This is a genomic window from Variovorax paradoxus, assembly GCF_009755665.1.
GTDB classification, from domain to species: domain Bacteria; phylum Pseudomonadota; class Gammaproteobacteria; order Burkholderiales; family Burkholderiaceae_C; genus Variovorax; species Variovorax paradoxus_G.
In genome coordinates this window covers 2,951,103-2,972,000 of record NZ_CP046622.1, presented here as the reverse complement: position 1 = coordinate 2,972,000, position 20,898 = coordinate 2,951,103, and the positions used below count along the sequence as shown (strand labels likewise).

The 20,898-nt window shown below is 67.8% G+C and carries 21 protein-coding genes; 3 read left to right on the top strand and 18 right to left on the bottom strand.

All coding sequences use genetic code 11. From position 1 onward, the window contains the following. Positions 1–35 precede the first annotated feature (35 nt). Positions 36–1,943, bottom strand: a complete 1,908-nt coding sequence (locus tag GOQ09_RS13725) for a TRAP transporter large permease subunit (RefSeq protein ID WP_157613906.1) — start codon at positions 1,941–1,943, stop codon at positions 36–38. 5 nt (positions 1,944–1,948) lie between these two features. Then, positions 1,949–2,968, bottom strand: coding sequence for a TRAP transporter substrate-binding protein (locus tag GOQ09_RS13720; RefSeq protein WP_157613905.1), 1,020 nt, complete (start codon positions 2,966–2,968; stop codon positions 1,949–1,951). Between the two features lie 125 nt (positions 2,969–3,093). Between GOQ09_RS13720 and GOQ09_RS13715 the strand changes: the two genes are divergently transcribed. Continuing rightward, positions 3,094–4,143: a LacI family DNA-binding transcriptional regulator gene (locus GOQ09_RS13715; RefSeq protein WP_157613904.1), complete on the top strand. Its 1,050-nt coding sequence runs from the start codon at positions 3,094–3,096 to the stop codon at positions 4,141–4,143. Between the two features lie 7 nt (positions 4,144–4,150). Here GOQ09_RS13715 and GOQ09_RS13710 read toward each other — a convergent pair whose 3' ends face one another. From GOQ09_RS13710 to GOQ09_RS13640, 15 genes are all read right to left on the bottom strand, one after another. Continuing rightward, on the bottom strand, positions 4,151–4,954 hold the full coding sequence (locus tag GOQ09_RS13710; RefSeq protein ID WP_157613903.1) for an enoyl-CoA hydratase/isomerase family protein: 804 nt from the start codon (positions 4,952–4,954) through the stop codon (positions 4,151–4,153). Positions 4,955–4,978: 24 nt separating this feature from the next. Continuing rightward, positions 4,979–5,815 (bottom strand): SDR family oxidoreductase, encoded by an 837-nt coding sequence (locus tag GOQ09_RS13705; protein ID WP_157613902.1) that lies wholly within the window; start codon positions 5,813–5,815, stop codon positions 4,979–4,981. 35 nt (positions 5,816–5,850) lie between these two features. Continuing rightward, positions 5,851–6,255, bottom strand: coding sequence for a PaaI family thioesterase (locus GOQ09_RS13700; RefSeq protein WP_242630835.1), 405 nt, complete (start codon positions 6,253–6,255; stop codon positions 5,851–5,853). Positions 6,256–6,280: 25 nt separating this feature from the next. Beyond that, the gene (locus GOQ09_RS13695; protein ID WP_157613900.1) at positions 6,281–7,822 is read right to left on the bottom strand and encodes a class I adenylate-forming enzyme family protein; all 1,542 of its coding nucleotides are present in this window, start codon (positions 7,820–7,822) and stop codon (positions 6,281–6,283) included. A gap of 22 nt (positions 7,823–7,844) precedes the next feature. Next, positions 7,845–8,309: a PaaI family thioesterase gene (locus GOQ09_RS13690; RefSeq protein ID WP_157613899.1), complete on the bottom strand. Its 465-nt coding sequence runs from the start codon at positions 8,307–8,309 to the stop codon at positions 7,845–7,847. Positions 8,310–8,320: 11 nt separating this feature from the next. Further along, entirely contained in the window at positions 8,321–9,328 is a 1,008-nt protein-coding gene (locus GOQ09_RS13685; RefSeq protein ID WP_157613898.1) for a tripartite tricarboxylate transporter substrate binding protein, read from the bottom strand. Positions 9,329–9,348: 20 nt separating this feature from the next. After that, complete coding sequence (locus tag GOQ09_RS13680; protein WP_242630834.1) at positions 9,349–11,064, bottom strand: long-chain-fatty-acid--CoA ligase; 1,716 nt, start codon at positions 11,062–11,064, stop codon at positions 9,349–9,351. A gap of 10 nt (positions 11,065–11,074) precedes the next feature. After that, on the bottom strand, positions 11,075–12,235 hold the full coding sequence (locus tag GOQ09_RS13675) for an acyl-CoA dehydrogenase family protein (RefSeq protein WP_157613897.1): 1,161 nt from the start codon (positions 12,233–12,235) through the stop codon (positions 11,075–11,077). A gap of 16 nt (positions 12,236–12,251) precedes the next feature. Then, positions 12,252–13,085 carry an SDR family NAD(P)-dependent oxidoreductase gene (locus GOQ09_RS13670; RefSeq protein ID WP_157613896.1) on the bottom strand — a complete coding sequence of 278 codons (834 nt, stop codon included), beginning with the start codon at positions 13,083–13,085 and terminating at the stop codon, positions 12,252–12,254. A gap of 26 nt (positions 13,086–13,111) precedes the next feature. Beyond that, a complete protein-coding gene (locus tag GOQ09_RS13665) occupies positions 13,112–13,546 on the bottom strand; it encodes a MaoC family dehydratase (protein ID WP_157613895.1) in 435 nt (144 codons plus the stop codon). Positions 13,547–13,566: 20 nt separating this feature from the next. Next, the gene (locus GOQ09_RS13660) at positions 13,567–14,010 is read right to left on the bottom strand and encodes a MaoC family dehydratase N-terminal domain-containing protein (RefSeq protein WP_157613894.1); all 444 of its coding nucleotides are present in this window, start codon (positions 14,008–14,010) and stop codon (positions 13,567–13,569) included. A 12-nt stretch (positions 14,011–14,022) separates the two neighbouring features. Further along, positions 14,023–15,207 carry a lipid-transfer protein gene (locus GOQ09_RS13655; RefSeq protein ID WP_157613893.1) on the bottom strand — a complete coding sequence of 395 codons (1,185 nt, stop codon included), beginning with the start codon at positions 15,205–15,207 and terminating at the stop codon, positions 14,023–14,025. Positions 15,208–15,247: 40 nt separating this feature from the next. Then, positions 15,248–16,231 (bottom strand): tripartite tricarboxylate transporter substrate binding protein, encoded by a 984-nt coding sequence (locus GOQ09_RS13650; RefSeq protein WP_157613892.1) that lies wholly within the window; start codon positions 16,229–16,231, stop codon positions 15,248–15,250. 189 nt (positions 16,232–16,420) lie between these two features. Then, positions 16,421–17,458 carry an AraC family transcriptional regulator gene (locus GOQ09_RS13645; protein WP_157613891.1) on the bottom strand — a complete coding sequence of 346 codons (1,038 nt, stop codon included), beginning with the start codon at positions 17,456–17,458 and terminating at the stop codon, positions 16,421–16,423. 83 nt (positions 17,459–17,541) lie between these two features. Beyond that, on the bottom strand, positions 17,542–18,711 hold the full coding sequence (locus GOQ09_RS13640; protein WP_157613890.1) for a CaiB/BaiF CoA transferase family protein: 1,170 nt from the start codon (positions 18,709–18,711) through the stop codon (positions 17,542–17,544). Positions 18,712–18,943: 232 nt separating this feature from the next. On the opposite strand from GOQ09_RS13640, the gene GOQ09_RS13635 reads away from it, so the two are divergent. Both GOQ09_RS13635 and GOQ09_RS13630 read left to right on the top strand, forming a co-directional pair. Continuing rightward, complete coding sequence (locus GOQ09_RS13635; protein WP_157613889.1) at positions 18,944–19,357, top strand: Zn-ribbon domain-containing OB-fold protein; 414 nt, start codon at positions 18,944–18,946, stop codon at positions 19,355–19,357. After that, on the top strand, positions 19,354–20,529 hold the full coding sequence (locus GOQ09_RS13630) for a thiolase (protein ID WP_157613888.1): 1,176 nt from the start codon (positions 19,354–19,356) through the stop codon (positions 20,527–20,529). Before GOQ09_RS13635 ends, GOQ09_RS13630 begins: the two co-directional genes overlap by 4 nt. A gap of 9 nt (positions 20,530–20,538) precedes the next feature. Here GOQ09_RS13630 and GOQ09_RS13625 read toward each other — a convergent pair whose 3' ends face one another. Further along, positions 20,539–20,748: a hypothetical protein gene (locus GOQ09_RS13625; protein ID WP_157613887.1), complete on the bottom strand. Its 210-nt coding sequence runs from the start codon at positions 20,746–20,748 to the stop codon at positions 20,539–20,541. Positions 20,749–20,898: the final 150 nt, after the last annotated feature.

The following is a 20,898-nucleotide window of genomic DNA, read 5'->3' as shown; positions in this document are numbered from 1 at the left end:
GTTGGCTCCGTTGATGTGAGTGTGTTGTTGTGGTGTCAGAACTTGAGAAAACCGGTCGAGAACCACGGGAACGCGGCCACGATCACCAGGCCCACCAGCATCGCGGCGATGTAGCCCCAGATGTGCCTGATGCCTTCGTCGGGGTTGACCTTGCTCACCGCGCATGCGCCGTAGTAGCCCACGCCGAAAGGCGGGGCGAAGAGGCCGATGCCCATCGCGAAAATGACGACCATGGCGTAGTGCACCTCGTGCACCCCCGCGGCCTTGGCTATGGGAAAGAGCAGCGGCCCGAACAGCACGATGGCCGGAATGCCCTCGAGCACGCTGCCCAGCACGATGAAGGCGACGATCGACACCGCCAGAAAGCCGTAGGTGCCGCCCGGCAGCGCACCCATGATGCGTGCCAGGTCTTGCGAGAAGCCAGACTGCGTGAGACCCCAAGCCATGGCGGTGGCACAGCCCACAATGAAGATGATGGCGCCCGAGAGCGAGGCCGTGTCGACCAGCATCGGCTTGAGCCGCTTCCAGTCGAACTGCCGGTACACGAAGAGCCCGACGAGCGCCGAGTAGACGATGCCGATGGTCGACACCTCGGTGGCCGTTGCCACGCCCTCGACCACCGCGGCGCGAATCACGAAGGGCAGCAGCACCGCGGGCAGGGCCACCAGCAGCAGCTTGCCGATTTCGCGCTTGCTGTGGCGTTGCACGCCGCTCAGGTCTTCGCGGCGGTAGCGCCACCACACCACCACGCACAGTGCGGCGCCCAGCACCACGGCCGGCAGCAGCCCGCCGGTGAACAGCGCCGCAATGGAAATGCCGGTGACCGAGCCGATGGTGATGAGCACGATCGACGGCGGAATGGTCTCGGTCTGCGCGCCAGTGGCAGAGAGCAGCGCCACCAGGTCGCCCGGCTTGGCGCCGCGCTTCACCATTTCCGGGAACAGCACGGGCGCAATGGCCGCCATGTCGGCGATCTTGGAGCCCGATATGCCCGACACCAGGTACATCGCGCCGATCAGTACATACGAGAGGCCCCCGCGCACATGGCCCAGCAGGCTCGCAAGAAACTGGATCATGGCGCGGGCCATGCCGGTCATCTCGATAAGTGCGCCCAGGAAGATGAAAAGCGGCACCGCAAGCAGGATGAGGTGCGACATGCCTTCGTCGAGCCGCCCCACCATGACCAGGAGCGGCGTGCGCGTGGTGAGCGCCAGGTAGCCGAAGGTGGCCAGAGCGAATGAAAAAGCAATGGGCACACCCGAGAACACCGTGGCCGCCACCACGACCACGAAGAAGATCACCAGGTTGAACTTGCCGAGCGTGGCAAAGAGCGGTGCCGCGAGCCAGAAGGCACCCACCAGCGCGGCCATGCCGAGCACCGCGATAGCGATCTGCCGGCCGGTGCACACGCGCAGCAGGCGCAGCAGAGCCATCACCACCATGATGCCGATGCCAGCCGGAATGGCCGCCGCGCGCCATGCGTTGCTGATTTCGAGTGCGGGCGTGACGATGAACGACTCTTCATGCGCGTAGTCGATCGACGGCCAGACGATCAGCGCCAGGAAAGCGACAGACGCCGCAATGGCAAAGGCGTCGAGCAGGGCGCGCGTCGAAGGCTGCACCTTCTGCAGCAGCGCCGTCATGCGCATGTGTTCGCCGCGCCGCAGCGCCACGGCCGCGCCCAGCATCGAGAGCCACAGGAACAGGATGGATGCGAGCTCGTCCGACCACACCAGCGGCGCATGGAACACATAGCGCGAGACCACGCCCGCGAACAGCACGCAGATTTCTGCCAGCACCAGCAGTGCGGCAACGGCTTCAACGGCGCCGCCGAGGACCCGGTCGGCGCGCGCGGCGATGCCGCTCAGCGGGTTGGCCGACGGGCCGGCGCTCGCGTCTGCGTGCAGGAGGGGCGCCGCCTCGAAAGTCGATTCATGCACCATGGGTGTCAGGCCAGCTTGCCGACGGCGCCTTCGAGCAGCGCCCACGCCTCGGGGCCGAAGCGGCCCTTCCATTCACCGTAGAAGCCCGATTCGCGCAGCTTGGCGCGAAAGCTGTCGGCAGTGGGGCGGTTGATGGTGAGGCCCTTGGCCTGAAGGTCGCCGACCACCGATTCGTTGAGCTTCTTGATGTCTTCGCGCTGCTGCATGCCGGCGTCGTTGATGGCGCGCGCCACGATGGTCTTGAGGTCGGCGGGCAGGGCGTCCCAGGCCCGGCCGTTGGCAACGAACCAGTAGCCGTCCCAGATGTGGTTGGTGAGCGAGCAGAACTTCTGCACCTCGAAGAGCTTGGCCACCTGGATGATGGGTAGCGGGTTTTCCTGCGCATCGACGATCTTGGTCTGCAGCGCGGAGTAGACCTCGCTGAACTGCAGGCTTGCCGGCGCGGCACCCAGGCCCTTGAACATCGAGATCGACAGCGGGCTCACCGGCACGCGGATCTTCAGCCCGTCCATATCCTTCGCGTTGGAGACCGCGGCCTTGCTGCTGGTGGTTTGGCGAAAGCCGTTGTCCCACATCTTCTCGAAGGCGTAGAGGCGCGACTTGGCAATGGCGCCGCGCACGTGGGCGCCGAGCTTGCCGTCCATGGCGCCCCACACCTGGTTGTAGTCGCTGAACGCAAAGCCCACCGCGTTGATGGCCGCCACCGGCACCAGCGTGGCAATGACGAGCGCAGAAGGCGTGAAGAACTCGATGCCGCCCGAGCGCACCTGCGCCAGCATGTCGGTGTCACCGCCGAGCTGGTTGTTGGGAAAGATCTTGATCTCGACCCGGCCGTTGGTTTCCTTGGCAATGCGGTCGGCCGCCTCTTGCGCGCGAATGTTGAGCGGGTGCGTCAGCGGCAGGTTGTTGCCGTACTTGTACGAGAACTCGGCCGCGCGGGCAATGCGCGGCAGGGCCGACACGATGCCGGCGGCGGGGAGGGCGGAAAGCGTGCGCAAGGCACTGCGGCGGGTCAGCGATGTCATGTCTTTTGTCTCCAGGATCTTCGGAATGCGGTTGATGCAATCTGATGCACCATTGGATTCGAGCCACAGCGAAGATAAAAGCATGCATGATCCGGGTCAAACTCGATCCTGATGGTTTTTGATGTATGCGGGATAACCCTTCAACCGATGCGCCCCGTGCCCGCGTGGTGGACATTGCCCGCGCCGCAAAGGTGTCGACCGCCACCGTCGACCGGGTGCTCAACCGCAGGCCCGGCGTGCGCGACGCCACGGTGCAGCGCGTGCTCAAGGCCGCCGGAGAGCTCGACTACCTGCCTGGCCCCGAGCTCTATGCCGCGCTCACGCCGCCGCCGCTCAGGCTGGTGTTCCTGCTGCCGGCCGGCACCAACCGCTTCATTCGCATGCTTGGCGACATGGTGGGCTATTCGCAGGAGCACTGGGCGCCGTTCAACGTGCAGTGCCGCACGGTGTTCATCGAGAGCTTCAATCCGCATGAACTGGCCGATGCGCTGCGGCGCCACGGCCAGCGTTGCGACGGCATTGCGATGATGGCGCTGGAACACCCCGCGGTGCGCGAGGCGGTGGCGGCGCTCGCCGCGCGTGGGCTGCCGGTGGTCACGCTCATTTCAGACCTGTCGAACTCCGAACGCGCCGCCTTCGTGGGCTTGGACAATCGCGCCGCCGGGCGCACTGCGGGCTATCTCATCGGGCGGTTCATCGGCGCGCGCGCCGCAAAGGTTGCGCTCATCGCGGGCAGCCTGAGCTACAAGGCCCACGAAGAGCGCGAAGCCGGCTTCTTGCACGTGATCGAAGAGATGTTTCCCCGGCTCGAGGTGGTGGGCCTGCGCGAAGGGCAGGACGACGCCGGCAAGAACTACCGCCAGACCCGCGCATTGCTGGAGCAATACCCCGACATGGGCGGCATCTACAACATTGGCGGCGCATCCGATGGCGTGGCGCGTGCACTGAAGGAGGCCGGGCGCGAACAGAAGGTGGTCTTCATCGGGCACGGCCTCACGCCCGACACGCGCACGCTGCTGATCGACGGCAGCATGGACGCGGTAATTACCCAAAGCCCGCACACCACGCTCATGAACTGCGTGCGCATCTTTGCCAACCTGCGCGACGGGCGTGAAGCGCTCAGCGGGGTGGAAACCACCCGCAGCCAGGTGATCTTTCGCGAGAACCTGCCTTAGCTGCCGTTCAGCCCGGCCACTGGAAGCGCGGCGCGCGCTTGGCGAGGAAGTCCGTCACGGCCTCGCGGTGGCCCTTGGTTCCCATGGCGAGCGCCTGCGCGCTGGCCTCCAGTTCGAGCCGGGTGTCCAGGTCGTCGGAAGCAGCGAGGCTGCGCTTGATGAGGCTTACCGCCGAGGGCGATGCGCCTGCAAAGCTGTCGGCCAGCGCGCGTGCGCGGGGCAGCAATTGCTCGGGCGCCTGCAACTCCATGGCCAGGCCCAGGCGCAGCGCTTCTTCGCCGCCGACCTCGCGTCCCGAGAGCATCAGCTCCTTGGCGCGTTGCGCACCGACGATGCGCGGCAGGGTATAGAAGGTGCCGCAGTCGGGCACGAGGCCGATCTTGATGAAGGACACGCACAGGCGCGCGCGCGGCGTGGCAATCACGAAGTCGGCGGCCATGGCCAAGCCGAAGCCGGCTCCGAAGGCCGCACCATCGACCGCGGCAACCACGGGGCGGTCGAGCGTGATGAGGTCGCGCAGCCAGCCGTGCAGGTCGTGCAGGCGTTCGCGCCAGCCCTGGTTGTCCAGCCCCGCGCTCGCAATGCTGCGCAGGTCGCCGCCGGAGCAGAAGTGCCCGCCGGCACCGGTGATGACGAGCGCACGCACGCCACGGTCGCGTCGAACACGCTGTACCGCGTCGGCCACTTCTTCGCGCATGGCCGGGCCGAGCGCGTTGCGGGTGGCGGGGTCGTCGAGCGTCAGTACGGCCGTCGAGCCCTCGGTTTCGAAGCGGATGCGCTCGTAGGCAGGGGAAGCTTCGGGTGTGATCATGGTGTTGAAGGAGCGAATGTCGGATCAGGCCGCCGGCTTGAGCGCGGAACTCAGGTCGCGTCCACCTGCCAGCGAACTGCCGCCGTCCACCGGAATGACGGCTCCCGTGACGAAGCTCGACCAGGGCGAGCTCAGCATCAGCGCCATCAGCGCGACGTCTTCGGTGCGGCCGAAGCGGCCGAGCGGAATGGAGGCGGCCATGGCCGCGAGCGCCTCTGGGCCAGGAGCCAGCCTGCGCACGCCTTCGGTGTCGCCGATGGGGCCGGGCACGATCGAATTGACGCGCACGCCGTCGGTACCCCATTCCATGGCCAGCACGCGCGTGAGCATGTCGACACCCGCCTTGGCGGCGCACACGTGCGCCTGGTAGGGCGTGGGGTTGGCCGCCTGCGGCGCAGAGATGTTGATGATCGATGCACCCGGCCGCCGCAAGAACTCATGCGCCCCGCGCAGCACGTTGAAGGTGCCCACGAGGTCGATGTCGACCACGGTTCGAAAGCCCTTGCTCGACATGCCCAGGGCCGGCGCCACGAAGTTGCCGGCGGCACCTGACACCAGCACATCGATGGGGCCGAAGGCCTCGTGCGCCGCGGCCAGCGCGGCGCCGATGCTCTCCGCATCGCGCACATCGGCGCTCCAGCCCTCGGCGCGGCCGCCATGGCTGCGCAGGCGCACGACGGCGGCGGCCACGCGTTCGGGCGAGCGGCTGGCAATGCCCACGCGGGCACCGCGCCGGGCGAAGGCCTCGGCAATCGACAGGTTGATGCCGCTGCTTCCGCCGGCGACGAAAACCGTTCGGCCCCGGAAGTCGAAAGCCGCTTCGGGCGGCGGTGCGAGAGAAGCTTCTGCGTATTCGGTCATGGGCGATGTGTGAATGAAGAAAGACGCCGCTGCACTCAGTTTTCCGACGGCGGCAGCGGCAGATAGCGAAACGATCCGAGCGCGCTGGCCACCAGTTCGCCGCTGGCGTCGCGCGCTTCGGCTGCGCACGAAACGACGCCGTCGTTGGTGTCCAGCGCAATGCCGTCGGCCACGATGCGGCCGAGGCCGGGCCGCAGGAAGCTGGTGTTCAGGTTCAACGTGACGGCGGTCTTGGTGAAGTCGACCAGCGAAACCGCTGCGCTCGCCATCACCACGTCGAGCATGGTGAGGATCACGCCGCCATGCACGGCGCCGATCACGTTCTGCAGCTCGGGCCGCGCATCGATCAAAAGCCGCGCCCGGCCGCCTTCCGAGTAGGCGCGCTCCACACCCATCATCCGCGTGAAGGGCACGCGCGCGTAGGCGTTGCGTCGGTCCATCTGATCGGCCATCCCTGCGGACATCTCAGCGGACATAGGCGGCGCGCAAGGCGGTCTTGAGCACCTTGCCGGCGGCGCTTATCGGCAGCTCCCTGGCAAAGGCGATGCTGCGCGGGCACTTGTAGCCGGCCAGTTCGCGGCGGCACCACGCCGTGAGTTCGGCGATGAGTTCAGCGGCAATGGCATCGCTCGCCGCTTCGGCCGCGGGATGCCCCTGGCGTACCACGACCACCGCATGCACCGCTTCGCCCCAGCGCGTGTCGGGCACGCCGATCACCGCGGCGTCGGACACCGCCGGATGGCTGCGCAGCGCCGCCTCGACCTCGCCGGAATAGACGTTTTCGCCGCCCGAGATGATCATGTCCTTCAGCCGGTCGGCAATGAAGATGTAGCCGTCCTCGTCCATGCGCGCGGCATCGCCGGTGCGGAACCAGCCCTCGCGGAACGCCTGCTGGGTGGTCTCCGGCAGGTTCCAGTAGCCGCGCGTGACCATGGGGCCGCGCACCACGATTTCTCCGACCGACCCGCGCGGCAGCTCGGCGCCCGATTCGTCGACGATGCGGATCTCTGCGCCCAGCCCGGAGCGACCGACGGAGCGCCAACGGTCCGCCAGGCGCGCCTCGCCGTGGTGGTTCTGCGGCGGGTTGATGCAGACGGCGCCGGCGGTTTCGGTGAGTCCGTAGGCCTGGAAGAACTCCGCCTCGGGCCAGGCCAGGAGGGCGCGGTCGAGGAGGTCGGGCGGCATGGGCGCCGCGCCGAATGCAATGCGGTTGAGCGACTGCGCGCGCGCCGGGTCGAAACGCGGCCAGTCGAGCACGCTCTGCAGCATGCTCGGCACCATCACGGTGTCGGTGATGCCGTGGCGCTCGATGGCGGCGAGCACCGGCTCCGGGCGAAAGCTCGGCATCGTGAGGCAGGTGCCGCCGACCATCGACTGGCCGACCAGCCGCCCCATGCCGGCCACATGGAACAACGGGGCCACCAGCAGCGACACGCTGTCGGGCGCGTTCGGCAGCTCGGCAGCGCGCGTCATCGATGCCGTCCAGAAATTGGCATGCGAGAGCATCACGCCCTTCGAGCGCCCGGTGGTGCCGCCGGTGTAGAGCAGGGTGCACAGCGCGTCGCCAGCCGTGCGGCTGTCGGGCAGCGGGGCGCAGCCCGCAGCCTCTTCAGCCAGCGCGCTGAATGAAATCACCGGTGCCAGGTCGCCCAGCGGTGCGGCGGTTTCGCTCAACGCCTCATCGCTGACAAGAAGCAAGGCGCCCGCATCGGCCAGTGCGAAGCGCAACTCGGGAACGCTCCAGCGCGTGTTCAGCGGGCATGCCACGGCGCCCAGCCACCAGCAGGCCCACAGCGCCACGATGAGGCGGTCGCTGTTCGGCGCCAGCAGCGCCACGCGGTCGCCGGGCTGTATGCCTCTTGCCTGCATGGCGGCCGCGTGGCGCGCCACCGTGTCCAGCAGCTCTGCAAAGTCGAGCGAGCGCTCCGAGTCTTCCGTCACATGGCGGAGGGCCGTCTTGTGGGGGTGGCGCTGCACGGCGCGGTGCAGGCCCTGTGTCAGGTACATGTGTGTCTCCAGCTGCGTGGGTTCAGTTGGGGCGAGGCACGCCGCTGGCCGTTGGTGCATCGGCCGGCGCGCGGTAGCGGAAGGTGCCCATGGCCTTGGCCACCACCGTGCCGCTGCCGTCGACCAGCTCGGCCTCGCAAAAGCACACCGAGCGCCCGCCGCCCGTCGCGCGGCCGGTGGCCACCAGCCGGCCCGCCGCAGGACGCATGAAGCCGATGTGCATGTCGATGGTCACCACTTCGCGGCTGTAGTCGATGCGGCTGAGCGCGGCGTGCGCCATGGCGCTGTCGAGCAGCGTCATGACCACGCCGCCATGGCCGCCGCCGTGGTTGTTGCACAGCTCGGGACGCAGCTCGAGCGAGACGACCGCCTTGCCGTCCGCCGCAAAGTCGCGGCGGGCGGCCAGCAGCTCGAGAAAGGGCACATGGCGCTCCGGTCCCGCCACGGGGCGTGCCGTCGATTTCGGTTCGCTAAGGGTTTCGTTCATCTGCACGAGGTTCATTCGGGTTTGAAGCCGACTTCGTCGAGCATCTGCTTCTCGCGTGTGTACTGGGCTTGTGCGTAGGCGCGGAATGCCGCGCTGTCCATCGGCCACGCCGCAAGATCGAAGTCGCTCAGGAGGCGCTGGTAGGTCGGGTCTTCCATGCCCTTGCGCAGGGCCGTCTGCAAGCGGGCGGAAATCTTCGGGTCGAGGTTCTTCGGCGCCACCAGCCCGAAAGGCGACTGGATCACCAGGTCGTAGCCCTGTTCCTTCACGGTCGGTACCGCGGGCCAGCGCTTCAGCCGCTCTTCGGTGAAGGTGGCGAGCACGCGCACCTTGCCGCCCATTGCCATGGCGCCGAAGCCCGGGTCGCCCGACACGTCGAGGTGGCGGCCGATGAGGGCGGTGAGCTGCTCGTTGCCGCCCTTGAACGGAATGAAGTTGAACTTGACGCCCGCTGCGCGCGCCAGACGCTCGGCATAGATTCGGTTGATGCTGGTGCTGCCGACGTTGCCCCAGCTGATTTCGCCCGGGCGCTTCTTCGCGTCGGCCAGCAGGTCCGCCAGGCTCTTCCAGGGCGCATCGGTCGCCACGGCAATGCCCGTGGCCAGGCCGGCCATGCCGATCACGTAGCTGAAGTCGGTGCGCGGGTCCCACGGCACCTTGATCATGTGCGGCTGGCGGATGACGGTGTTGTGCATCACGGCCAGCGTGTAGCCGTCGGCCTCGCCCATGGTGGTGAGGCTGGCCGTGCCCGTGACGCCGCCTGCGCCCGCCCTGTGCGTCAGCACGAAAGGCTGGCCGATCTCCTGCGAGGCGGCATCCAGCATGGCGCGCACCACCGCGTCGAGCATGCCGCCCGGCGGAAACGGGAGGATGACGGTGATGGGCTTGGACGGAAACTCCGCCGCCAGCGCCGCGGTGTGCCGCCCGAGTGCCGCGGCACCGACTGCAGCAAGCGCACCGGCGCCGAGTGCCCGGCGTGTCAGGCCCGGAGGAGCGGAAGAAAAAGATGAGGTCTGCATGCTTGTCTCCTTTGTTTTCGTCAATGCGTGGCGCGTTCGGCTTCGGCAATGGCTTCTTCCTGCAACAGCCGCCACTGCACCTTGCCGGTCTCGGACTTGGGAAGGGCGTTGCGGAACACCACGCTTCGCGGCACCTTGTAGGCCGAAAGCCGCTCGCGGCACCACGCGGCGATGCCTTCAGCATCAACCTGCGCGCCGGGCCTGCACACCACCAGCGCCCGCACCGACTCACCCTGGCGGGCGTCCGGCACGGCCACCACGCAGGCCTCGTGCACGGCCGGGTGCTGGTGAAGAAGGCCTTCCACCTCGGCCGGCCACACCTTGAAGCCACTGACATTGATCATGCGTTTGAGCCGTTCGCGCATGAAGAAGAAGCCGTCCGCGTCGCGGCAGGCGAGGTCGCCCGTGCGAAAGAAGCGCTTGCCGTCGCGCTCGAAAAAGGCGGCCGTATTGGCCTCTGGGTTGTTCCAGTAGCCGAGCATGAGCTGCTCGCCGTGCGTGACCAGTTCGCCGACTTCGCCGTCGGGCAGCGGCGCCAGCGTGACCGGATCGACGATGCGCGAATCGACGCCGAAGGCCGGCAGGCCCAGCGACAGCGTCTTGCCGTTGCCCGGCGGATTGCCGTGCAGGAACGAGGCCGTCTCGGTGAGGCCGTAGCCTTCCACGTACGAAATGCCGAAGCGCTCCCGCAGCAGCGTGGCAACGGCCTGCGGCATCGGTGCGCCGCCGCCGTTGAGCATGCTGAGGCTGCGCAGGTCGCGTTGCGCAGTCTCGGGGTGGGCGAAGAAGTCGTTCAGCATGGCGGGCGGTGCGGCCCAGGTGGTGACGCGGTAGCGTTCGATGGCGCGGCCTGCGGCCGCCACATCCCAGCGCGGCAGCATCACGACGGTCGCGCCTTGCGAAAGCGGCATCAGCATGGCGTTCTGCAGCCCGAGCATGTGAAAGAGCGGCGCCACCGCGAGCACCACAGCCTCGGCATGCAGGCCGCGCCACAGGGCGGCGCCGTATGTGGAAGCCAGCACCGTGCGGTGCGTGTGCATGCAGCCCTTGGGGTGGCCCGTGGTGCCCGAGGTGTAGGGCAGCAGGCAGAGGTCGGTGGGCTGCACGTCCACCTCATGCGGCGGCGGCGCGTCGGCCAGTGCGGCTTGCCATGCCACCGCGCGGGGCACATCGAGCGGCATGCGGGGCGCCGTCACGGTGTCGGGCACCGGCTGCGTGGGCAGATTCAGCAAGGCATCCGAATAGGTGTGCACGACGGCGTGTGCGAGCCGTCCGTCCTGCAGCGCCGGAGCCACCGCCGCGAGCAGTTCTTGCGCCACGCAGACCACGCGCGCGCCGCTGTCGGCCAGGTAGTGCGACACCTCGGTCGCGGTGCTCATGGCATTGATGGGCACCACCACGCCGCCCGCGCGCACGATGGCATGGAACGCGACGACGAACTGCGGGCAGTTCTGGCTCAGCAGCAGCACCCGGTCGCCGCGGTTCACGCCGTGTTGCTGCAGGTGCCCGGCCAGCCGCACGGCCTGGTCGCGCAGCGCGGCATAGGTGACGGCGTTCTCGCAGAAGAAGATGGCAGGCTTGTCCGGAAAGCGCAGCGCCGCCGATTCGATCTGCTGCCAGAGCGTGATGCGCGGCACGTGGATGCGCGCGGGCAGCCCGCGCGGCCAGTGCGGCGGCAGGGTTTCGGCGGCGGCGGGGCGGTCGGTCATGAGCGGCGGAACCGGTTCTTGCTGCATGGCTTCGAGGTCAGGGCTCGATCGCGCGGGCGATGATTTCCTTCATCACCTCGTTCGAACCGCCGTAGATGCGGCCTACGCGCGCGTCGGCCCAGATGCGTGCAATCGGGTATTCGGTCATGTAGCCGTAGCCCCCGTGGATCTGCACGCATTCGTCTGCCACGCGGCACAGTGCGTCGGTGGTCCACCACTTGGCCATGGCGGCGGTCGCGGCGTCGAGCTCGCCGCGCAGCAGGCGCGCCATGCAATCGTCGACAAAGCTGCGCGCAATGGCGGCCTGCGTCTGGCATTCGGCCAGCCGAAAACGGGTGTTCTGCAGGCTCATCAGCGTGTCGCCGAAGATCTGTCGCTGCGTGGCGTAGGCCACGGTGTCGTCGACCGCGCGCTGCATGGTGGCGGCAGCGCCGACTGCAATAAGCAGCCGCTCGCGTGGCAACTGCTGCATGAGCTGCACGAAGCCGCGGCCTTCGGTGTCGCCGAGCAGGTTCCACGCCGGTACGCGCACGTCGTCGAAAAACAGCTCGACCGTGTCCTGGCCGCGCTGCCCGACCTTCTCGAGCAGCTTGCCGCGCCGGAAGCCCTGCAGGTCGGCTGTTTCCACCATCAAGAGCGAAACCCCCTTGGCGCCGAGCGTCGGGTCGGTCTTTACCGCCACGCACACCAGGTCGGCATGCAGGCCGTTGGTGATGAAGGTCTTGGCCCCGTTCAGCACGTAGCAGTCGCCGTCCAGCCGCGCCGAGGTCTTGATGCGCTGCAGGTCGGTGCCCGCGCCGGGTTCCGTCATGGCGATGGCGCCGACCATGTCCCCGCTGGCCATCTTCGGCAGCCAGCGCAGCTTTTGCTCTTCGGAGCCGTAGCCCAGCAGGTAGTGCGCGAGGATGCCGCTGTGCACGTTGAGGCTGAAGCTGTTGACCAGCGCACGGCCTTGCTCTTCGCAGATGACCGCCTCGTGCAGCACGCCGCCGCCACCACCGCCGTAGGCTTCCGGAATGCCGGGGCACAGCAGGCCGAGCTCGCCCGCGCGGCGCCAGATGGCGCGGTCGGGGTGGTGCTGCCGCGCCCATTCCTCCTGGCGCGGCACGCACTCCGTTTCGAAGAACCGGCGCGCGGTTTCGGCCAGCATGGACAGCTCGGCGTCCATCCAGGAGCGGGCGGCAGTGGGCAAGGGCATTGCTCTCGGCTCCGGCTCAGGGGCGGCCGCCGCCGCAGACCAGCACTTGTCCGCTGACGTAGTCCGACTCGGGAATGCAGAACAGGTAGACGGCGCCCGCCGCTTCTTCGGCCGTGCCGCCGCGGCCCAGCGGAATGAGCGATTCGGCGTTCTTCAGGATCTGCGGGTTGACGCCGACCTTGATCTGGCGCCCGTCGATGTCGATGCTGGCGTCGGCATTGGCGTCCGCCTCGGTCAGCCGCGTCTTGATGAGGCCGAAGGCCACGCTGTTCACGTTGACCTTGTAGCGGCCCCATTCCTTTGCAAGCGCCTTTGTCAGGCCGTTGATGCCCGACTTGGCCGCCGCGTAGTTGGCTTGCCCCGCATTGCCGTAGACCCCCGAGGTCGACGAGATGTTCACCACCTTGCGCAGCACCGGCGTGCCGGCCTCGGCCTCGCGCTTCGACGCTTCGCGAATGAAATCGGCCGCGGCGCGCAGGATGCGGAAGGGCGCGGTCAGGTGCACGGCGAGGATGTCTTCCCACTGCTCGTCGCTCATCTTCTGGATCACGTTGTCCCAGGTGTAGCCGGCGTTGTTGACGATGATGTCCAACCCGCCGTAGGTCTCTATTGCGGTGCCGACAAAGCGCGCGCCGAAGTCGGGCTGCGTCACGCTTCCGATGCAGGCCACGGCCTGCCCACCGGCCTCGCGGATGGCAGCCACCGTTTCAGCGGCCGGAGCTTCGTCGAGATCGTTGACCACCACGCGAGCGCCTTCGCTCGCGAGCTTGAGTGCGATGCTGCGGCCGATGCCGCGGCCCGAGCCCGACACGAGGGCGACCTTGTCGTGCAACTTGTTCAACTTGTTCATGGAGTGGGTTCGAGAAGATGAAGAGATCAGGGCAGGGCCACCACGGCGTCGCCCGTGAGCTTGACCTGTCCGTCCTGGTCGACGGTAGAGAGCTCGAGCCTCACGCGCCGCTCGCCGCCCGCCTCGAACTTCTCCGTCACACGGCCTTCGCAGCGCACGCGGTCGCCCACATGCGTGATGGCCGCAAAGCGCACGCCGTAGCTGCGCAGCGCCGAGGGCGGCACCCAGTTGGTCAGCAGCCGGCCGAGCCAGGCCATCGACAGCATGCCGTGGGCGAACACGTCAGCCTGACCGGCGCTGCGCGCAAAGTCGATGTCGACATGAATCGGGTTGTGGTCGCCCGACGCGCCGCAGTACAGCGCGAGCATGAGGCGCGAGACGGGTTCGAGCTCCAGCGCGGGCAGCGTGTCGCCGACCTGCAGGCTGTCGAACCGGGGAATGTGCGAGGTTGTTGAAGTCATGGGATGCGGTTCAAACCCGTTCAGGCGTTGCGCAAAACGGTCACGGTGCGCAGTTCGGCCACACGCGCATCGTTCTGGTTGTGCACCTGCGTGCGGCGCACCACGAACTCCAGCGCGCCGCCTTTCTTGTCGTAGATGTCTTCGATGCGCTGCTCGAAGCGCAGCGTGTCGCCGGCATGCGCGGGTGCGTGGTACGTGAACTGCTGCTCGCCGTGCAGGAGCTTCCGGTAGTCCATGCCCAGCAGATTGCGGATGGCGGCCGGATCGGGCGCATCCATTTCCAGGCAGAACAGGAAAGTGGGCGGCACGAGCAAGCCGGGCAGGCCCGCGGCGCGCGCAGCTTCTTCGTCGACATACAGTGGGTCGGTTTGGCCCGTGGCCTTGGCGAAGAAGCGCAGCCGGCCGGCCTCCACGCGCACATCGAAGGCGGGGAGGGTGTGGCCGATGAAGCTACGGTCGATCATGCGGCTGCCCCCTCAAGCGCGCTGGTACAGCGTGACCACGCAGGCGCCGCCCAGCCCCAGGTTGTGCTGCAGCGCGAGGCGCGCGCCTTCCACCTGCCGCTGGTCGGCCTGGCCGCGCAGCTGCCAGGTGAGTTCGGCGCACTGGGCCAGTCCGGTCGCGCCCAGGGGGTGCCCCTTCGAGAGCAACCCGCCGGAAGGGTTGGTGACCACGCGGCCGCCATAGGTGTTGTCGCCTTCAAGAATGAACTTCTCCGCCGTGCCTTCGGGCGTGAGGCCGAGCCCTTCGTAGGTGATGAGCTCGTTGGCGGTGAAGCAGTCGTGCAGCTCCACCACGTCGATGTCTTCGGGGCCGATGCCGGCTGCCTCGTACACCTGGCGTGCGGCGGCCACCGTCATGTCGTAGCCGACCACCTTGCGCATGTCGTGTGAGTCGAAGGTGCTGGGCGTGTCGGTTGTCATCGCTTGCGCGGCAATCGAAACTGTGGTGTCGATGCCGTGGCGCCGCGCAAAGTCTTCCGAGCACACCACCGCCGCGGCCGCGCCGCAGGTTGGCGGGCAGCACTGCAGCCGCGTCATGGGCTCGAACACCGTCGGCGCGGCCATCACCTCGTCGAGCGTGACCGTGTCGCGAAACACCGCCATCGGGTTGCGCGCCGCATGCTGGCGCGCCTTGACGGAGATGCGGCCGAAGGTGTCGGCGCGGATGCCGTGTTCCTTCATGTAGTCGCGCCCGGCGCCGCCGAAGAATTGCGCGGCGCGCGGCGCGGCGGGGTCGAAGCCCTGCAGGGCAGTCATCTCTTCGGCAAAGCGCGCCATCGGCGAGGGGCGGTCGTCGTAGGCGCCCTTCAGCGCGCCCGGCACCATCTGCTCGAAGCCGAGCGCGAGCGCGCATTCGACCATGCCGCTCTCGACGGCCTGCCGCGCCAGGAAGAGCGCGCTCGATCCGCTGGAGCAATTATTGTTGAGGTTGAACACCGGCACGCCTGTGAGGCCGACACGGTAGATGGCGGCCTGGCCGGCCGTCGAGTCGCCATACACATAGCTCACGTAGGCCTGCTGCACTTCGGCATACGGCACGCGTGCATCGTCGAGCGCAAGGCGCGCGGCGCGCTCGCCCATCACGAGGTAGGGCTCGCTCTTGCCCGGCTTGCTGAAGGGAATCATGCCGACGCCGGCAACGATGACTTTGCGTTTCATGGTCTTTCCTGGATGGCGGGATGGAAAAAGGGGAGCCCGGCTATTGCAGCTTGATGCCGAGCTGTTCGATGAAGGTCTTCTCGCGCGCCGTCTGCTCGGCGGCGTATTGCTGGTAGGCCGCGCTGGACATGTACAGGTCGGGCTGGTCGTAGAGCTCCAGCGCGCGCTGATAGGTGGGGTCTTTCATCGCGCGATGGAATGCGTCGTGCAGCGTCTTCACCACGGCCGGGTCCATGCCCTTGGGCCCGACGATGCCGACCGGCGAATTGACGGTGATGTCGTGGCCCATTTCTTTCAGCGTGGGCACTTGCGGCCAGCGCTTCAGGCGCTTGTCGCCCAGGGTGGCGAGCACGCGGGCCTTGCCGCTTTCGACCAGCGCGCCCCAACCGGGATCTGAAATGACGTCGATGTGCCCGCCGAGCAGCGCGCTGGTTTCCTCGGCCATGCCCTTGAACGGAATGAAGTTGAGCTTCACGCCCGTGGCGCGCGACAGGCGTTCCATTGCAATGTGGCCGCCGCTGCCCACGCCGGTCGAGCTGTAGCTGATCTGCCCCGGCCGGCGCTTGGCGTCGTCGAGCAGGTCTTGCAGCGTTTTCCACGGCGCGTCGTCGCGAACGACAAGGCCGTTGGTGTAGCCCGTGAGGTTGATGATGTAGGTGAAGTCGGTCACCGGGTCGTAGTTCACCTTCTGCAGATGCAGCAGGCGAAAGAGCGTGGCCGGAACGACGGAGATGGTGTAGCCGTCGGGTGCGGCGCTGCGCGCCATGGCTGCGGGCGCCAGCGTGCCGGCCAGGCCTGGCTGATTCACCACGACAACCGTCTGGCCGATCTCCTTGCCCAGCGCCAATGCAATGGCGCGCATCTGCGCATCGGTTGCACCGCCTGCGGGAAAGGGCAGGATCAGCGTCACGGGTTTGTGCGGATAGGCGGGCGGCTGGGCCAGGGCGGCCGGCGCTGCAAGGCACGCGGCCGATGCGGCAAGTGCGCCAAGGGCCTGGCGGCGGGAAAGAGCGCGATACGTCATCTCTGTCTCCTGTCTTTTTCGGCAGCTGTGCCGCTGCCTGTGGCGATCACCGGCGCTGGCCGGTGTCATGTCGAACATGCGAACTTCGCAGGACCGATGAGGAAAGTTTAGGGAGACGATGCGGTACGGCCCATGGCCGAACCGATGATTCGGATTGGCACGTTCGATCAGCGTGCCGACCTGGCGGGCTCAGTGTTCGCGCAGCCGCGTGGTGCGGTATTCGCCCGGGGCCACCCCGGTCCAGTGCTTGAAGGCACGATGAAAGGTGCTGGCCTCCGAGAAGCCGAGCCGCTGCGCGATTTCGACCAGGTTCAGCTCGGGCCGCGCGAGGTACTCGATGGCGGCATCGCGCCGCAGGTCGTCCTTGATGGCTCGGTAGCCCTGGCCTTCTTCGGCCAGGCGGCGGCGCAGTGTTTGCGGCGTAACGGCCAGCTGCTTGCCGACCGCTTCGAGCGACGGCAGCTCATCGGCCAGTTGCCGCCGCAAGATGCGGCGAATGCGCTCGGTCATGCTGGTCTGGTCGCGGTACTTCACCAGCAGGCTGGCCGGTGCCTGGCGAAGAAACTCCTCCAGGCTTTGCTCGTTCTGCACCACCGGCAGTTCGAGCCAGCGTGCCTCGAAGCGCCAGCCGGTGCAGCCTGCGCCAAAACGCACCGGGGCCTGGAACAGCGCGGGCGCATCGCTGGCGCGCTCGTCCTGGTGCGGGTAGTCCACCTGTAGCAGCGGCACACGCCGTGCAACCAGCCAAGAGACCAGACCATACGCGAGAAAAGAAAACGCCCGCTGCGCATAGGCCACCGATGCCGTGAGCGGCACGCGCGGCACCAGCGCGAAGGTGGCCTCGCCTTGCTGCACATGCAGGCGCGGCACGAAGTCGCTCAGCAGCAAACGGTAGTGGCGCAGGCCCAGCGTCAACGCTTCTCCGAGCGTGCGGCAGCGAATGAGGAGGCGCGTGGCCTGCGCAAAGCTCCCCGTCGGTACCGGCTGGCTGCACAGGCCCCACAGCTCGTCGCGCAGGCGGTGCCGCAGCGCGAAGATGAGGGCCGCGAACTGGTCCTGAGTAACGCGCGAGAGCGGTGCGTCGAGCAGCGCTGCAGAGATGCCGGCACGCTGCAGCAGTGCATCCACGTCGGCGCCCCGCGCACGCGCGCCGATCAGGATCTGATCGACGTGCTGGATGCCGATGGTGTGGCGCGTGCTGTGTGTCGGTGTGTGCCTGATGGCCATGGGCGTTCGAGGTGCGGGAGCGCCCCGTGCGGCGCACGCATGGCCGGATTCTAGGAGCAGCTGCACCGGGCGGCGGCGCGCTCTCAGCCCACCACGCCGCGCCGGCGCAGGTCGGCGCGGGCGGCCTCGTCGTGCCCCAGCGCGGCGAGCACCTCGTCGGTGTCCTGGCCCGGCGACGGCGCCGGCCGCTCGATCGAAAACTCGAAGCCGGTCATCTTCACTGGGCAGGCCAGCTGCGGCGCACCGCCTTCGGTGGCCCGTGGATGCACCATGCCGCGCGCGATGAAGTTCTCATGCGCCAGCGCCTCTTCGAGCCGCAGCACGGGTGTGACGCAGCACTGCCGGCCATGGAACACGTCGGCCCAATAGGCGAGCGGCCGCGCTTCGATAAGGGCGGCCACGTCGGCGCGAACCCGCTCGGCGGTGGCGCGGTCGGGCGGCATGTGCATCGGCTTCAGGTCGGGCCGGCCGAGCACGTCGCAGAAGCGCTCCCAGAACTTGTGCTCGAGCGCGCCGACGGAAAGGTGCCGTCCGTCCTGCGTGCGGTACATGGCATAGCAGGGCAGCGCGCCGCTGAGCTTGTCGAGGCCCGCGCGGCGAGTGGCGCCTTGCGTGGCCAGGGTGACCAGCGGCACCAGCGCATGCGCCAGCACGCCGTCGGCCATGGAGATGTCCACATGGCGGCCGGTGCCGGTGCGCGCCGCATCGAACAAGGCCGCGAGAATGCCCATCACCGCATTCATCGAGCCGCCGAGCAAGTCTGCGATGGGCAGGTTGGAGAGGGCGGGGCCCGCGTCGTCGCGGCCGATCTGGTCGCTGACGCCGCTGAGCGCGCAGTAGTTCAGGTCGTGCCCCGGCTCATCGCGGTAAGGCCCGGTCTGGCCGAAGCCGGTAATGCTGCAATAGACCAGGCGCGGGTTTACCGCGGAAAGCGCGGCATAGCCCACCCCCAACCTGTCCATCACGCCCGGCCTGAAGCCTTCGACCAGCACGTCGGCGCTCTCGGCCAGCCGGTGCAGCAGCGCCACGCCGTCGGCTTGCTTCAGGTCGAGGCGCATGCCTTTCTTGTTGCGCTGGACCATGGCGCGCAAAGCCGGTGCGGCGTAGTCGCCAAGGCCCGTGTCTTCGATCTTGAGCACCTCGGCGCCAAGATCGGCCAGGTGCAGTGTGCAGACCGGCCCGGGCAGCAGGCGGGTCAGGTCGAGTACGCGAATGCCGGCCAGCGGCGGGCGCGATGCGCCGGTTGTCTCCATCGATTTTTTCCTGGGTGAATATGGAACGGGCGCGTTGCAGTCTAAAAACAGGTGCCTCGCGTGCCCATGGCACAAAGCCTGAAAGCCGTTGGCAGAAAGAATCATTTGCACACACGCTCCGGGCGGTTTGGCCACGCCGAGGGGGCCCTTCGGCATTTGCGAATGGCGCGGAAAGGGCGTAGCCGGCATGCTCGACGCAACCATGCCGAACTCCGGCGATTTCAATGACTCAATGACGAATTCATCGACGACATCAAAACCGACAGGCGCCGGCGTGCTGGCGCGCCACCAGGCCGAGCTGGACGCGGGCCGCTTTCTCATCCAGCGCTGCGGCGCCTGCCAGCGGGCGGTGTACTTTCCGCGGGTGCTGTGCCCCCATTGCGGCGCCGAAGAGCCCGCGCTGGTGGCACCTGCCGGCACTGGCGCCGTGTATGCCGTGACCACGGTGCGCCGCAAGCCCGAGGCCGGCGGTGACTACAACGTGTGCATCGTCGAGCTGGACGAAGGCGTGCGCCTGATGAGCCGCGTTGAAGGCATGCCGCCGGCCGACGTGCGCATCGGTTTGCGTGTGCGGGCGCGCGTGGTGGTGCCGACGGGTGGTAGCGGCATGGTTGTTTTCGATGCCGCCACGGGAGACGCCGCATGACCGCACTGAAGCAACTGCGCGGCAGCGCCGCCATCGCCGGCGTGGCCACCTACGGCTGCGGCGAGTCGCCGGGCCACACCGACATGGAACTGCTGGCCGAAGCCGCGCGCCGCGCTGTGGCCGACGCCGGGCTGGCCATGAAGGACATCGATGGACTCTGCACCGCCAGCGCAAGCGCAACGATGTGGGCCATGCCGGTGGTCGAGTACCTGGGCCTTCGCCCGACCTACATCGACAGCACGATGCTCGGCGGCTCCAGCTTCATCGCGCACCTGCTGCCGGCCATGCAGGCGCTGGCCAGCGGCCAGTGCAACGCGGTGCTCGTCTGCTACGGAAGCGCGCAGCGCACCGCCACCTTCGGGCGCAGGGAAGTGGTGGCGAGCCGCCGCTACCTCGACCCGCAGCCCTACGAAACGCCTTACGAACCGATGCAGCCGCTCTCGGCCTATGCATTGGCCGCATCGCGCCACATGCACGAGTTCGGCACCACGCGGCGCGACCTTGCAGAGGTGGCCGTGGCCGCGCGCGCCTGGGCCCGGCTGAACCCCGAGGCGTTCATGCGTGACCCGCTCTCCATAGACGACGTGCTGGGCGCGCGCATGGTCTGCGACCCGCTGACCGTGCGCGACAGCTGCCTGGTGACCGACGGCGCAGGCGCCTTCGTGCTGGTGCGCGCCGACCGTGCGCGGGACTTGCGGCGCGAGCCCGTGCATGTGCTTGGCACCGGCACGGCAGTTTGGAACCGGCAGATTTCATCGATGCACGACCTGACGACGACGGCCGCGCGCGACAGCGGTCGCGCCGCGTTTGCCATGGCCGGCCTGGCACCCAGCGACATCGACGTGGTGCAGCTGTATGACGCCTTCACCATCAACGTGCTGCTTTTCCTTGAAGACCTGGGCTTCTGCGCCAAGGGCGAGGGCGGCGCCTTCGTGCGCGGCGGTGCCATTGCGCCTGGCGGCCGGCTGCCGGTCAACACCAACGGCGGCGGGTTGTCCTGCGTGCATCCGGGCATGTACGGGATCTTTGCGTTGATCGAGGCCGTGCGGCAGCTTCGCGGAGAAGGCGGCGACCGGCAGGTGAGCGGTGCCCGCACGGCGCTCGCGCATGGCAACGGAGGCACGCTGTCCAGCCAGGCCACGGCCGTGCTCGGGCTGGCGCAAACGCTGTGATGAAGCCCGTCAGCCGTATTCCGCCGCCAGTTCGGTGCGGCCCACCGGCGTGATTTTCCTCACCACAGCGCACTCGTAGTCTTCGAACGAACTGCACAGATCGAGGGGCGGAGAAATCTCCGCCTCGACGCAGCCAATCGCCTTCAGAACCGCGATGGCCTGGATCGCATCGCGGTCCCGGATATGCACCGGGAAACTGGCGTGCTCGAGTTCGAGCAAGTACTCAATGGGTCTGGGTGTTGCTGGCACTGTCTGGAAATACTAGCCCAACAACTTCAGCTTGTGCTCAGGGTGTCACCCCAGTAGGCGTGCGGAACACGCTACAAGAGGTGTCGGAAAACTCGCACCACTTTCGATTCAATGCACCTT